Annotated in this window: 14 protein-coding genes; all 14 read left to right on the forward strand. The window is 46.0% G+C overall.

Features of this window, described 5'->3' with window-relative positions:
- Window positions 1–8 precede the first annotated feature (8 nt).
- Window positions 9–2,660 carry a valine--tRNA ligase gene (locus tag PHP87_RS01605; RefSeq protein ID WP_299917683.1) on the forward strand — a complete coding sequence of 884 codons (2,652 nt, stop codon included), beginning with the start codon at window positions 9–11 and terminating at the stop codon, window positions 2,658–2,660.
- 56 nt (window positions 2,661–2,716) lie between these two features.
- Window positions 2,717–3,931: a folylpolyglutamate synthase/dihydrofolate synthase family protein gene (locus PHP87_RS01610; protein ID WP_299917765.1), complete on the forward strand. Its 1,215-nt coding sequence runs from the start codon at window positions 2,717–2,719 to the stop codon at window positions 3,929–3,931.
- A gap of 87 nt (window positions 3,932–4,018) precedes the next feature.
- A complete protein-coding gene (locus PHP87_RS01615; protein ID WP_299917685.1) occupies window positions 4,019–4,654 on the forward strand; it encodes a DUF47 family protein in 636 nt (211 codons plus the stop codon).
- Window positions 4,647–5,636, forward strand: a complete 990-nt coding sequence (locus PHP87_RS01620) for an inorganic phosphate transporter (RefSeq protein ID WP_299917686.1) — start codon at window positions 4,647–4,649, stop codon at window positions 5,634–5,636. Before PHP87_RS01615 ends, PHP87_RS01620 begins: the two co-directional genes overlap by 8 nt.
- Before the next feature lie 109 nt (window positions 5,637–5,745).
- On the forward strand, window positions 5,746–6,378 hold the full coding sequence (locus tag PHP87_RS01625; RefSeq protein ID WP_299917687.1) for a redox-sensing transcriptional repressor Rex: 633 nt from the start codon (window positions 5,746–5,748) through the stop codon (window positions 6,376–6,378).
- Between the two features lie 312 nt (window positions 6,379–6,690).
- The gene (locus tag PHP87_RS01630; RefSeq protein WP_299917688.1) at window positions 6,691–6,954 is read left to right on the forward strand and encodes a DUF4321 domain-containing protein; all 264 of its coding nucleotides are present in this window, start codon (window positions 6,691–6,693) and stop codon (window positions 6,952–6,954) included.
- A 15-nt stretch (window positions 6,955–6,969) separates the two neighbouring features.
- The gene (locus tag PHP87_RS01635) at window positions 6,970–7,554 is read left to right on the forward strand and encodes a nucleoside triphosphate pyrophosphatase (protein WP_299917689.1); all 585 of its coding nucleotides are present in this window, start codon (window positions 6,970–6,972) and stop codon (window positions 7,552–7,554) included.
- Between the two features lie 10 nt (window positions 7,555–7,564).
- On the forward strand, window positions 7,565–8,272 hold the full coding sequence (gene radC, locus PHP87_RS01640; protein ID WP_299917690.1) for a DNA repair protein RadC: 708 nt from the start codon (window positions 7,565–7,567) through the stop codon (window positions 8,270–8,272).
- 19 nt (window positions 8,273–8,291) lie between these two features.
- Window positions 8,292–9,314 carry a rod shape-determining protein gene (locus tag PHP87_RS01645; protein ID WP_299917693.1) on the forward strand — a complete coding sequence of 341 codons (1,023 nt, stop codon included), beginning with the start codon at window positions 8,292–8,294 and terminating at the stop codon, window positions 9,312–9,314.
- A 14-nt stretch (window positions 9,315–9,328) separates the two neighbouring features.
- A complete protein-coding gene (gene mreC / locus PHP87_RS01650) occupies window positions 9,329–10,195 on the forward strand; it encodes a rod shape-determining protein MreC (RefSeq protein WP_299917695.1) in 867 nt (288 codons plus the stop codon).
- Window positions 10,192–10,695, forward strand: coding sequence for a rod shape-determining protein MreD (gene mreD, locus PHP87_RS01655; protein WP_299917697.1), 504 nt, complete (start codon window positions 10,192–10,194; stop codon window positions 10,693–10,695). Before mreC ends, mreD begins: the two co-directional genes overlap by 4 nt.
- A complete protein-coding gene (locus PHP87_RS01660; protein ID WP_299917698.1) occupies window positions 10,696–12,789 on the forward strand; it encodes a penicillin-binding protein 2 in 2,094 nt (697 codons plus the stop codon).
- Window positions 12,790–13,125: 336 nt separating this feature from the next.
- Complete coding sequence (minC, locus tag PHP87_RS01665; RefSeq protein WP_366942872.1) at window positions 13,126–13,743, forward strand: septum site-determining protein MinC; 618 nt, start codon at window positions 13,126–13,128, stop codon at window positions 13,741–13,743.
- Between the two features lie 14 nt (window positions 13,744–13,757).
- Window positions 13,758–14,558, forward strand: a complete 801-nt coding sequence (gene minD, locus PHP87_RS01670; RefSeq protein WP_299917700.1) for a septum site-determining protein MinD — start codon at window positions 13,758–13,760, stop codon at window positions 14,556–14,558.
- Window positions 14,559–14,574: the final 16 nt, after the last annotated feature.

The following is a 14,574-nucleotide window of genomic DNA, read 5'->3' on the forward strand; positions in this document are numbered from 1 at the left end:
AATCTTTGATGTCGATGGTCACGAGTTTGCCCAGTGTATATGAACCAGGACAGGTCGAGAACAAATGGTATCAATACTGGAGGGAGAATAATTATTTTGCCCCCCGTCCGGATTTGGAGGGAAAAGCTTTTTCCATTGTTATGCCCCCGCCCAATGTCACCGGGTCATTGCATCTGGGACATGCCCTGGATAATACTTTGCAGGATATATTAACCCGCTGGCGGAGAATGCAGGGATATAATGCTTTATGGCTGCCCGGAACCGACCATGCCGGGATAGCCACCCAGGCCAGGGTTGAGGAGGCGCTGGCCCGGGAGGGATTGAATAAGTACGAATTAGGCAGAGAAAATTTTTTGGAAAGGGTATGGGAGTGGAAGCACTTATATGGCAACCGGATAACCCAGCAGTTGAGTCTAATGGGCTCATCCTGCGATTGGAGCCGGGAGCGCTTCACTATGGATGAAGGTTGTTCCCGGGCGGTGCGTGAGGTTTTTGTCAATCTCTATGAAAAGGGCTTGATTTACCAGGGGGATTACATAATAAACTGGTGTCCCCGCTGTCACACGGCTATTTCCGATATTGAAGTGGAACATGAGGATAGTGCTGGCCATCTCTGGCATATAAGATACCCGCTGGAGGGTGAAGATGAGTTTATAGTGGTAGCCACTACCAGGCCGGAAACCATGCTGGGAGATACCGGGGTGGCCGTGCATCCTGATGACGAAAGATACCAGCATCTTATTGGCAAGAAAATCTTGCTTCCCCTGATGAACCGGGTGATACCGGTGTTTGCTGATGATTATGTGGACCAAGACTTTGGTACCGGGGCGGTTAAAGTAACCCCGGCCCATGACCCTAACGATTTTGATATGGGTTTGCGGCATGGGGTGGAGCAAATAGCGGTGATAGACAAGTATGGCTTTATGAATGAGAATGCTGGCCCTTACCAGGGTCTGGACCGTTATGCTTGCCGCCGCCAGGTAGTGGAAGATTTAGAAGCTCAGAGCTATCTGCTCCAGGTGGAAGAACACCGGCATGCCGTAGGACATTGCCAGCGCTGTGATACCGTAATCGAACCGTTGGTATCCACCCAGTGGTTTGTAAAGATGAAGCCTTTAGCTGAGCCCGCCATTCAAAAGGTGCTGGACGGAGAAATAAGATTCGTTCCGGAGCGTTTTACCCGGATATACATCAATTGGATGGAAAATATCCGGGATTGGTGCATATCCCGACAGTTGTGGTGGGGACACCGTATACCGGTATGGTTTTGCCAGGAATGTGGGGAGATAATCTGCAGTAAAGAAGATCCAGACTGCTGCCCGCAATGTGAGTCAGCTGAATTAAAACAGGATGATGATGTATTGGATACCTGGTTTAGCAGTGCTCTCTGGCCTTTTTCCACTCTGGGCTGGCCGGATAAGACCCGGGATTTGGATTTCTTTTACCCCACCACCGTCCTGGTTACCGGCCGCGATATCATTTTTTTTTGGGTGGCGCGTATGATTTTCTCCGGAATTGAACACACGGGAGAGGTCCCTTTCTATGATGTAAATATTCATGGATTGATTCTGGATGCCCAGGGCCGAAAAATGAGCAAGTCCTTAAATAACGGTATAGATCCGATTGAAGTGATAGAGAAGTTTGGCGCCGATACCCTGAGGTTTTCCCTAATTACTGGTGTAACACCAGGGAATGATGTTCGTTTTCATTGGGATAAGGTGGAGAACACCCGTAATTTTGCCAATAAAATATGGAATGCTTCGCGTTTTGTTCTTCTGAGTATGGAGGGATTTGAAGCCATCAAGCCAGGCATTGAGGAGCTGATGCTGGCGGATCGCTGGATTCTGTCGCGTTTACAGCTTACCATGGCGGAAGTAACCAGCTTATTGGACAAATATGACCTGGGTGAAGCAGCCCGCAGACTCTACGAATTTATCTGGGATGAATTTTGCGACTGGTACATTGAACTGGCCAAACCCCGGCTGGTAAACCAGGCTAATCCCCGGGAAAGATTGGTAGTGCAAAATGTCTTGCGGGATGTTCTGGTCGATATATTGCGCCTCCTGCATCCTTTTATGCCCTTTATCACTGAGGAGATATATCACTTTCTACCTGCTCACTCCGCTACCGTCATGCTGGATCCCTGGCCGGAGAGCAAAGAGGAATTGATCTGGCTGCCAGAGCTAGAGCAGATGCAGCAGTTGATGCAGGCTATTCGAGCTCTGCGTAATATTCGCTCCGAATTTAATATAAATCCCTCTACTCTCATTAAATCAATAATGGTAGTGCCGGATGAAGCGAGAAGGCAAGTCTTTATGGATAATCAGGCCATGATCAAGCAAATGGCCCGTTTGGAGCAGTTAGAGCTGCTGTATGAACTGGAGAAGAAACCGGAACAGGCGGTATCGGCCCTGCTTTCCGCAGCTGAGATCTATGTACCGTTGGAAGGCATAATCGATGTGGAAAAAGAAATCCAGCGCCTGCTAAAGGAATTAAAGACGGCCGAGAGCGATCTTCAAAAAGCGGAAAACAAACTTAACAATGAGAAGTTCCTGTCCAAAGCTCCTCCCGAGGTTATTGAGAAGGAGAGAAGTAAGGCTGGAGAGGCGATAAACAGAAAAGAGGGGATTTTACAACGCTTGCAGCTTTTGAAGAAATAGCAGGTCAACAACTTGAAGAAATAGCCAGCTCGGGCATTAAACCCGGTCTAAGCAGAATCGAAGCCCTGCTTCGGGAGATGGGGCAGCCGGAAAAGGGTCTAAAAACAGTCCATGTTGCTGGAACCAATGGCAAAGGTTCAACTTCCTTTATGCTATCTGCAGTTTTAAGTCAGGCCGGCTATCGCGTGGGGCGTTTTATTTCGCCCCATATTCATTCCTACCGGGAAAGATTTACTATAAATGATACTTTCATCGGGGAAGAAGAATTTTTATCCTATCTGGCACAGGTGAAAAAGCATATTAAGAATTTGAGCGAGCGGCCTACAGAATTTGAAATACTAACTGCTATAGCTTTAGAATATTTTCGCGACAAACAGGTGGATCTGGCCATATTTGAAGTTGGTATGGGTGGAATTTATGATTCAACCAATGTTATTGAGTCGGTGGTTTCGGTTATTACCGGCATAGATTATGACCATACCCAGTATTTGGGGACATCCCTGGAAGAAATCGCGAGGAATAAAGCGGGGATAATCAAGAATAAGGTGCCGCTGGTTATGGGGCCGGTTAATTCTCCAGCCCGGCAGGTGATTGCAGCTAGAGCCAGGGAGTTAGAGTCTCCGCTCTATTCCAGTTCAATGGTAAAAGTCACTTGTGAGGCCCGGTCCTGCCTGGAAGGGCAGTGGCTTAAGCTCGTTTTTTCCGGGCAAGTCATGGATAAGGTCTTTCTGTCTTCTCCGGCCTCCTATCAACTGGAAAACCTGGCGGTGGCTTTTACTGCTCTACAGATTTTGAAAATGGCCGGATTCTCGTGGACTGAGGGGGAAATGAAAGCGGCCCTGGCAAAACTAAGAATCCCGGGGCGAATGGAAGTAGTAAAGATGAACCCCCCGCTTATTTTAGATGCGGCCCATAATCCTCAGGCAGCCTCAGTATTGGCATCATCCTTGGAGGATATCTTACCCAGAAAGAAAAAAGTCCTGGTTCTGGGTGTACTGGATGATAAGGATGCACAGAATATACTAAAACCCTTAGGCCTCAATACCAGGGCTTTGGTTTTAAGCCGGCCGGAAGGTAGCAGGAGTAAAAACTGGAAAAGACTGAGGGATGATTGGTCTTTACTCTTTCCAGGAGCTGATTTATATCTTGAGGAAGATATTATAGAAGCCATTAAGCTGGGAGAGCGCCTGCTGGAGCCGGGAGAATATCTCTTGATTACCGGATCATTCTATCTTTTGGATAAGGCGCGAAAATACTTAACCAGTGTTTAAGCTATTGTTAACAGATTCTTAACACAGGCTTAAAGACATTGTTTGTTATAATTAGAATAGGATAAGTAGGATCGAGGAGGTATAAAAGTGGTTTTCAAGTTAAAGCCACGGGAAGACAAGTTCTTTGTTTTTTTTAATGAACTGGCAGAAGCGGTCTGTGATGCCGCTGATATATTGCTGGAATTTTCCAAGAAAGCTATGGATGCACAGGGAAAGCTGGAATTACTGACCCGGATGGAAGAGCAGGGAGACCAAACCTTGTCTTTGCTTATGAAGCAAATCAACAGCTCTTTCATAGCTCCTTTCGATCGGGAGGATATTCTCATGCTGGCCCGGGAATTAAACAATATTTTAGATCATATTCAGGGCTCCATGGAAAAGTTTGTTTTGTACAAAGCAGATGCGCCCAAAGAACCTGAATATATAATGAAACTTATTGCGGTTTTAAATACGGCTACCCGGGAGATTAAAAACGCAGTAACCAAACTTCCCGAGCTTAAAACCAGGCACGATGAAATTGTTATTTCCTGTGAAAAAATCAGGTCTTATGAACATGAGGGCGATTACCTGTACCGAGCAGGTATTGCTCTTCTTTTTGAGAAAACGGAAAATGTGGTTGAAATTATTAAATGGAAAGAGATTTATGAACACCTGGAGACTACACTGGATTATTGTGAAAACGTCAGTAACATAATTAAAGGAATAACGGTAAAATATGTTTAGTTTAGCAATGATTATACTGGTTATCCTATTGGCTCTCCTCTTTGACTTCATTAACGGTTTCCATGATACCGCCAACGCCATTGCCACATCAGTTTCCACCAAAGCTCTGTCGCCGCGTACGGCCATAATGATTGCTGCCACCCTGAATTTTGTCGGGGCCTTGAGTGGCACCGCAGTTGCGGCTACCATAGGCAAGAGCATCGTAGCTCCAGATCTGGTAACTCCTCTGGTTTTGATTACTGCTTTAATGGGGGCCATATTTTGGAACCTATTTACCTGGTATTTTGGCATTCCCAGCAGTTCATCCCATGCCCTGATAGGGGGACTGGTTGGAGGAGCGATAGCAGGTTTTGGCATTTACGCGGTTAACTGGCAGGGTTTTGTCAAGATCTTCAGCGGCTTAATTCTAGCACCCATACTGGGTCTTGTGGCTGGTAGCATGGTAATGACTCTATTATTTTGGATATTTAAGAAAGCTTCTCCGGCTAGAACCAATAACAAATTCCGCAAGCTCCAGATACTTTCCGCCTGCATGGCTTCTTTCGCTCATGGTTCCAATGATGCTCAAAAATCAATGGGAATAATAAGCTTGACCTTGTTAAGTGGAGGGTTAATAAGTAGTTTTCATGTTCCTATCTGGGTTATGCTAGCCTGTGCCCTGGCTATGGCCATGGGGACCGCAGTGGGAGGCTGGAGGATTATCAGGACCATGGGGGGGAAAATATTTCGTATTGAACCTATAAATGGCTTTGCCGCTGACTTCACTTCCGCAGCGGTAATCTATTCCGCCAGTCTACTTGGAGCTCCGGTTAGCACCACCCATGTTGTTTCCTCCGCCATTATGGGAGTTGGAGCAGCCAAACGCTTGAAGGGTGTGCGCTGGAATATTGCCCGCCAAATTCTAATCGCCTGGTTTGTAACCATTCCTTCAGCAGCATTAGCAGCAATGCTTGTTTACAAATTAATCAAAATCTTCCTATAATGATAGCAGCGGTTCTACTAAAAAGCTGGCGAACTGTTCTTTTCAAACTATGTCCAGTGAAAAGATAAGCAAGACAAGCAGAAAAATTTAAGAAAAGGGGGATGGGGGCTTGAAAGTCTTTAAAATTCCAGAAGCGACAATTATGAGGCTCTCAATCTACTCCCGCTATCTCAGGCAATTGATCGAGGAAGGCGTGGAAACAGTTTCATCGGGTGAAATCGCTGCTGGCGTAGGCGTTAGTTCGGCCCAGGTGAGAAAGGATCTGGCCTATTTTGGCGAGTTTGGCACCCGTGGGGTAGGATACAAGGTAGAAGACCTATATGGCTGTTTATTGAAGATTTTAGGACTTGACCGAAGATGGAATATTATTATCATAGGCGCCGGTAAATTGGGTTCGGCTTTTGCCCTGTACCAGGGCTTTCTGGATCGGGGATTTACTATCAGCGCGATTATGGATGTGGATGAGAAAATAATTGGCAGCGAACTGGATGGGGTAAAGATTGAGCCTCTGGAATTGCTTCAGCAGAGAGTGACGGAAAAGAATATTACGGTAGGGGTAATTACGGTGCCTGCTCCGGCGGCCCAGGATGTTACCGACCTCCTGGTAGCTTCGGGGGTAAAAGCCATTCTCAATTTTTCGCCGCGGGTACTCAAAGTACCCAATGAGGTCATATTGAGGAATGTGGATCTTTCAGTTAACCTGGAAGTTTTAAGTTTCTACCTGGCCTTGAATAACAGGTAGGAAACGGAAGACGGAGGATTGAATGGTCGTCAGTCGTCGGAAGAGGAAATACCCCCACCCTGCACCCTGCGGGTACTCCTGGTGTTCCATCCTGCGGATGTAACTATTAAGGTTGCACCCTGCGGTTACTATTGACGCACCCTGCGGTCGCTATTAAGGATGCGGCCATGGGAGGTTAGAAAGGATATCTAAAAGGGGATGCTCTGTTTCCTGGTTACAGGTAATGATGGGATTTATCCCCTTTTTTGCTGGTCTTGTTTTTAGCCGGTCCTAATGCTACACTTAAAAAAATGTGCGACTGGAGGAAGAAAAGTGGCAAGATCCAACGCCTACCCAGGCTGGCAGATTTTCTTGCTTTTACTGGTGCTGGGAGGAATTATAGGTGGATGGATAGGAGATGCCGTAGTAAAGCTATGGCCTAATTTGCATGTGCTGGGGCAGGTTCAGAGTATAGGTCTGCCTGCTTTTTCTTTAGACCTGAATGTATTTAGTTTGCAATTTGGCTTTATGCTTCATGTCAATTTTTTCACCATTTTAGGATTCGTTCTAGCCTATTTGCTATACCGGCGCTTTTGATGGGGAGGCGGTAATTTGCACAAGGGAATTATTTTAGCTTCAGCATCCCCACGGCGTCAGGACTTGTTGGATGCCCTGGGGGTTAAGTATAAAGCTGTTCCTGCCAAGGTGGAAGAGCAGTTCTTTCCGGGCGAGCTACCCCGGAAGACAGCGGAGAGAATCGCCCGCGAGAAAGCAGAGGCGGTAGCCAGGGATTTTGATAATGGCCTGGTTTTAGCTGCCGATACTATAGTTGTATGCGATGGTAAGCTTCTGGGTAAACCCCATGATGAAGATGATGCCTTTCATAAGTTGAGCTGTCTTAGTGGCAAATCTCATGAAGTAATAACAGCGGTTTGTTTACAAAATATTGATAAAGCTGAATCTGAGGTGGCAAGTGAAGTAACCCGGGTTTATTTTCGCAGCTTGTCAGCGGCAGAAATAAAAGCCTATATTGCCAGCGGGGAAGCCATGGACAAAGCGGGGGCCTATGGTATACAGGGGCTGGGTTCTGTTTTTGTCGAACGCATAGATGGCTGTTACTTTAATGTGGTGGGGCTTCCCGTCAGCCGGGTATATGAAATGCTGGCCCGGCAGGGTATAAATATCCTGGAGGAATGAGTGAAAGCCGATGAACGAGTATTTCGTAAATCTTAATATAAAGGAAATGCCGGAAACCATGCGTCCCCGGGAGAAGCTTATTGCTCAAGGTGAAGACAAGCTGGATGAGGCTGAACTCCTGGCCATTGTTCTGGGGAGTGGCACCAGGGAAATGAACGCACTGGAACTGGCCCGGCAGCTTTTAACTCGCCACGGCGGAAGTTTGAGGTATCTCATGGCAGCCAGCTTGGAGGAACTTACCACCGAGAGAGGAATCGGGATGGCCAAGGCAGTGAGCATTAAAGCAGCCATAGAAATGGGGAGAAGAGTAGTCGGCAATATCCAGCTAAGAAAGGTTATAAAATCTCCCGAAGATGTGCAAGAAGCGGTTAGAGAATTAGCCATGGAAGAAATGCGTCATTATGACCGAGAGCATTTTCGTGTTATGTATCTGGATCGCAAGGGCGGTCTTATTACCATGCAGGATATATCGATTGGGGGTTTGCACAGCTCTATAGTACACCCCCGTGAGGTTTTTAAAATAGCAGTGAAAAAGAGTGCAGCTTCCATGATTTTGGTACATAATCATCCCAGCGGTGATCCTACTCCCAGCCAGGAGGATATTGAAATAACCCGCCGTTTGATTGAGGCTGGTAGAATAATGGGAATCGAGATTCTGGATCATGTAATTATTGGGGAAGTTAATTACTGCAGCCTGAAAGCAAGAGGGCTAATTTAGTTAAGGAGGAAACAAGATAGTGGTTTTCGGCAAGGATATGGGTATTGACCTGGGTACTGCCAATACCCTGGTTCACTTAAAAGGTAAAGGGGTAATCCTTAGAGAACCTTCGGTTGTAGCTATACTAAATGATAGTGGAAAGGTACTGGCCGTGGGTGAAGAAGCCAAACAGATGATAGGCCGGACACCGGGAAATATTGTTGCTATCCGGCCCATGAAGGATGGAGTAATAGCTGATTTCGATATAACCCAGGCTATGCTCAAGTATTTTATTGCCAAGGCCCTGGATCAGAGAATGCCTCTGGTAAGACCCCGAGTGGTAATAAGCATACCTACCGGATGTACCACCGTGGAGGAACGTGCGGTTAGAGAAGCAGCACTGCAGGGTGGTGCCAAGGAGGTATATTTAATTGAGGAACCTATGGCAGCAGCTATTGGTGCAGGCCTGCCGGTTCATGAACCCACCGGCAACATGATTGTCGACATAGGTGGGGGAACTACCGAAGTAGCCGTAATATCCTTGGGTGGCGTGGTTACGGCCCGTTCGATAAGGGTAGCCGGCGACAACATGGACGAAGCCATAATTCAGAATTTGAGAAAGAACTATAATCTCCTGATAGGAGAGCGAACCGCCGAGAATATTAAAATATCGGTGGGGTCAGCCCTATGGGAAGGTGAGGAGGAGTTCTACGATGTACGGGGGCGCGATCTGGTAAGCGGTTTACCTAAAACTATAAAGGTATCTTGCCTGGAAATCCAAAAAGCCCTTAAAGAAACGGTAGAACAAATTGTGGATGGGATTAAGGTATGTCTGGAAAAAACCCCGCCGGAGCTGGCTTCGGATATTATGGATCGCGGTATTATCATGGCTGGGGGTGGAGCCATGCTTAAGGGTCTGGATAAATTGATCAGTCAGGAAACGGAAATGCCGGTTTACGTATGTGACGAACCCCTTTTGGCAGTGGCCCAGGGAACCGGACGGGTACTGGAAAATATTGAAGTTTTACGCAAGGTTTTGATATCTCCGAAAAAATCCTTTTAACCGGGTGAAGGCAATTGTTGAAAATATTACGCAACAAATACTTGTGGATGGCAGTAATCGCAGTATTGCTATCATTCCTGCTTATGCATCTTAGTTCCCCTGAACGCGGGGAAATAAGTATTGCGGAGAATTTGATAAGAGATATATTTACCCCGCTGCAAAGGGGGGTAAATGAGCTTAGGCATGATTGGGGAGGTATTGCCTCTATTCTCAATAACAAGGAAGTTCTTAGCCAGCAGATTCAGGCTTTGCAAAAAGAAAACCAGGAGCTCAAGATAGAGAATCAGGTTTTAAGGGAATCTCAGGAGGAGCTTAAACGCTTGCGAAGCTTGTTGGATTTCCAAAGTGACAGCCTGGATAGCTACGCCTTGTTACCGGCCCGGGTAATAAGCCGCAGCCCCAATAACTGGTATCGCTATCTGCTTATCAATAAAGGGAGCAAGCAGGGTATAAAGAAAGGGATGCCGGTTATCAGCCCTGACGGCCTGGTGGGCCAGGTAGGGAGCGTAAGCAAAGAATCAGCACAGGTCAACCTGATTACTGACCGTGAGGTGGCTGTAGGTGCTATACTTCAGGAAAGTCGGGAAACCAACGGGATAATTGAAGGACGTGGGGACAATAACCTGCTGCGTATGATAAATATTCCTTATTATTCTCCAGTTGAAAAGAACAATCGGGTAATAAGCTCCGGTTTGTCAGTAATTTATCCTCGGGGAATAGATATCGGAGTGGTAAAGAATATAAGCCGGGAACCCGGTGGGCTCTTATTATCCGCTGATATAGAACCGGTCGTAAATTTTGATAAGCTGGAGGAAGTACTGATTATAACTAGCTTCAAGCCAGCAGAAGCTGTACAAGGGGCGGAGGGTTCAGAAAATTGAGGTATTTGCTTCTTTTCCTATTACCTTTTACGGCTATATTATTACAGTCGACCGTTTTTAGTTTCTATAGTATAAAGGGGACATTACCTGACCTGGTACTTGTTTTCGTAGTATTTTTTGCCTTGATAAATGGGGCGCGGGGAGGAACCATATATGGCTTTCTTTGCGGTTTATTTGAAGATCTCTACCTGGGTCGATTTATTGGGGTTAATGCTCTATCCAAGGCTTTGACTGCTTACCTGGTAGGGCATTTTCAGGATAGAGTCTTTAAAGAGAATATACTCGTAGCTCTGGTAACGGTTATGCTGGGCACGATTATTAACTCCCTGGTTGTGTTTTTCTTAGCATTATTTACCCACGATATTTTTAATGTTGATATGAGTATTGCTGTTACTGTACTCTACCAGTGCATTTATAACACGGTTTTAGCCCTACCATTGTATCTATGGTATTATAATTCATCTTATAAAGGGGTTCTCAGGCCAACAGAGGAGAGGTAGATGAAAAACGATGAGTTCAAAAAACGCCTAAAAATATATACAGCCATAGTTGTCGTGCTACTAGCTGCACTTGCTATCCGGCTGGCCGTTGTGCAATTGTTTTTTAACGAGGTATACCAAACCCAGGCCAAAGACAACCGCATCCGCCTGGTAGCCATAAAGGCTCCGCGCGGGGAAATATATGATCGCAATGCCCGGATACTGGCGGCTAACAAATTGGTATATACGCTTTCGCTCACTTTTTTGCAACTAGGAGATCAACAACAAGTAATTAATAAGCTGGTAAGCCTGGTACAGGATTATTATCCCGATATTACTGCGGATATTATTGAAGAGAAAATTGAAAAGCAAAAATTCCGCCTCTTTGAGCCAGTAATTATTATACGGGATATACCCTGGGAATTGGTGGTGATATTGGAGGAAAACCGGCGGGATCTACCGGGAGTGGCAGTGGTAGTGGAACCTTGGCGCTACTATCCGGAAGCAGCCTTAGCAGGCCATGTATTGGGGTACATTCACTCCATAAACCCGGAGGAATTGGCCCGGGTAGAAACGCCCAAATACAGCATTAACAGCCTGATTGGCAAATCAGGCATTGAAAAATACTATGAGCAGTATCTGCGGGGTGAAGATGGCGCCCGGCAAGTGGAAGTTGACGCCCGGGGGCGTCCGATACGTGAACTGGTTACCCTGGAACCTTCACCCGGAGAAAATCTCTACCTTACGCTGGATACGAAGCTGCAGCGGGTAATGGAAAAGAGCATGGCGGATACCTTGAAACGCTTGCAGGCCAAGTATCCCAAGGCCCGGGTCGGTTCAGCCGTGCTAATGAATGTTAAAACCGGAGAAGTTTTGGCTATGTGCAGTGACCCTCCACTGGATCCCAATGATTGGAAAGGAAACCTCAGCCTGCAACGAGTACCCTATTATTTTCCCCAGGGTACGGCGTACAATCCCATGGAACCGGGAGCCGAGGTAAATCGTGCCCTGCAATCCACCTATCCACCTGGCTCCACCTTTAAACCCATAACTGGTATGGCCGCTCTGGAAAAAGGGGGAGTTGATCCTTTAAAAAGCCTGGTAAAATGTACGGGCGCCTATTGGATAGCTCCATATATCCCTTGTACGGGAGTACACGGCAATGTGAACTATTATACCGGTATGGCCACCTCCTGCAATAGCTTTTTCCAGGAAATGGGCCGCAGGGCGGGCAAGGATGCCATAATATGGGTGGGCAGGCAGTTCGGATTAGGGATGAAAACTGGCATTGACCTTCCTGATGAAGAAAGCGGGCTGTTACCCTCACCCGAATGGAAGAAGAAAAAATTTGCCCGGATTACAGACAAGAAGTACGAACTATTGCAAAAGCAATTGGAAGAAAAGTATGAGCAGTTATTGGCTGAGGCTCAGGATGATGAGCAGAAACGCAGTTTAGAAAAAAAGCTCAAACAGGAAAGAATAAAGCTGGAAGCCCATTATGATATTGATTATAACTTTGATACCAACTGGCAGGATTTCGATACCTTTAACATGTCTATAGGCCAGGGGGGCAACAGTTATACCGTAATCCAGCTGGCCAACTATGTGGCCACCATAGCCAATGGAGGCCATTTGATGAAGCCTTATGTAGTCAGTCGCATAGTTTCTCATGACAACAAGGTGATAAAGGTTTATAATCCCCGGCTTGTACATGATTCCGAAGTGAAAGCGGAAAGCATCAGGGAAACCCAGAAAGCCATGCTGGCGGTTACCCAGCCAGGTGGCACGGCTCACTTTCTTTTTTATAATTTTCCGAAAGAAATAGGAGTAGCTGCTAAGACCGGAACCGCCCAAACGGGACGTGCCGGTGATAATCAATTAAAAGAATTTCACGGAGTATTTATAGCTTTTGCTCCTTATGATGATCCGGAAATTGCCTTTGCTGGAGTGGTGGAATATGGCCATCATGGAAGTGAATCAGTGGGCTATGTGGCTAAAGATATTTTTGAACAATATTTTGGTTTAGTGGATCACCTGGCAGAAGCAGAAGCGGATAAGATAGATGAAGGTAAAGCAGCAGTGGAAAATGTAAGTGCAGGTCAGCCAATAGAGTAATCGCTTCGTTCACAAAGAGCTAAATAACTTAAAAAGTCAGTCCATGATAGCGAAAAATCGGGGAATTTTTGGGTAGGAACATACGGTTTTCAGGGAATATTTGAGTAATATTCCCTTATTTTTTTGTTTTTCTATAGAGGAAAAAAAAGGAATTTATAGAATTAGATGTATAGCAAAGAGCGGATGGCATAATTAGGAAACGTAGTAAACACGTGACCCCATTTTCATTGCTGTATGTATACTCCACCGTGCGGTACTCCTTATATGATATCCGTTCATTATTAAGGTTTAGAATATGGTGGCTTGGCTAAGAATTTTTAGATTGGAGGCTAGACAATGGCGGCAATTAGGGAAAAGCCCAGCGAAATACACCTGAATTTGAGCGCTTGCAACAGCTTCGAAGACATGAAAAGGGAATTAGAGAGAAGATTAACTTGGACCCAGGATTGCTCATGGGGGAGCCGTATTAGTATTACTGCGAAAACCGGGAAATTAACTTTAAAGCAGACCCAAGAAATAAAGACATTTCTGGCGGAGCGCGGTTTACGCTTGCATGACCTGCTGGTTAAGAACGAGCCTTATGAGGAAGAGGAAAACGACTTTTTTGAAAACTTCTCCCATTATGAAGAAACAGCTTTAATTTGTCGTCATTTACGTTCAGGCAACAAGTTTTTCACTAATGGCAATGTGGTAATACTTGGTGATATCAACCCCGGGGCTGAAATAATTGCCGGAGGCAATATCCTGGTTATGGGAAGTCTTAGAGGAATGGTTCATGCGGGAGCATCTGGTGACGAAAAAGCGATTATAGTTGCCTATCGCTTGATTCCTACCCAATTAAGGATAGCTGACCACATAACCCGCCCACCAGATGGGGAGGTAGTGGTGGTTGATAGCCCTGAAATGGCCCGGATTCGATCCGGTAAAGTCTGTATAGAAAAGCTAAAAATATGATTGGAGGACTGAAGATGAAGAGTAGGGTTATCGTTATTACCTCAGGCAAAGGCGGAGTAGGAAAAACCACAACTACTGCCAATCTAGGAACATCGCTGGCCATGATGGACAAAAGAGTGGTATTGGTAGACACCGACATTGGCCTGAGAAACCTGGATGTAGTGATGGGTTTGGAAAATCGCATAGTATTTGATATCGTTGATGTGGTCAATGGGAAATGTAAACTCAAGCAAGGTCTTATAAAGGACAAGCGTTTTGAAGGATTACATCTCTTACCGGCGGCCCAAACCAAAGATAAGACTGCTATTACACCTCACCAGATGAAAAATCTTACCAATGAGTTGCGTCAGGATTTTGATTTTATACTGGTAGACTGCCCAGCGGGGATAGAGCAGGGCTTTAGGAATGCTATAGCCGGGGCGGATGATGCTATTGTTGTTGCTATGCCCGAGGTTTCATCAGTCCGGGACGCAGATCGTATAATCGGTCTCTTGGAGGCTGCCGGGCTTAGAAATAGCCAATTGGTTGTGAATCGACTGAGAAGCAAGATGGTCAGACGGGGTGATATGATGGATATAAAGGATATCCTGGATATTCTTTCTATAGACCTGCTGGGAGTGGTACCTGAAGACGAATGTATAGTGGTTTCCACTAACCGGGGAGAACCGGCTGTTATGGAGAGTGCTTCCAGAGCCGGTGCCGCTTATAGACGGATTGCCCGAAGAATGATGGGAGAAGAGATTCCAGTAATATCCTTCGATGAACCGGAAAACCTTTTTTACCGATTCAAAAAAATTCTGAAAATGGCTAGATAGGAAGGGGGAGGGAGTC

This window comes from Syntrophomonas sp., from assembly GCF_028707975.1.
Taxonomy (GTDB): Bacteria; Bacillota; Syntrophomonadia; order Syntrophomonadales; family Syntrophomonadaceae; genus Syntrophomonas.

Excerpts from the sequence above, each read along its gene's own strand:
- PHP87_RS01605 (WP_299917683.1), top strand. The coding sequence starts at position 9 with ATGTCGATGGTCACGAGTTTGCCCAGTGTATATGAACCAGGACAGGTC.
- PHP87_RS01620 (WP_299917686.1), top strand. The coding sequence starts at position 4,647 with ATGTTTAGTTTAGCAATGATTATACTGGTTATCCTATTGGCTCTCCTC.
- radC (WP_299917690.1), top strand. The coding sequence starts at position 7,565 with ATGAACGAGTATTTCGTAAATCTTAATATAAAGGAAATGCCGGAAACC.
- PHP87_RS01660 (WP_299917698.1), top strand. The coding sequence starts at position 10,696 with ATGAAAAACGATGAGTTCAAAAAACGCCTAAAAATATATACAGCCATA.
- minC (WP_366942872.1), top strand. The coding sequence starts at position 13,126 with ATGGCGGCAATTAGGGAAAAGCCCAGCGAAATACACCTGAATTTGAGC.
- minD (WP_299917700.1), top strand. The coding sequence starts at position 13,758 with ATGAAGAGTAGGGTTATCGTTATTACCTCAGGCAAAGGCGGAGTAGGA.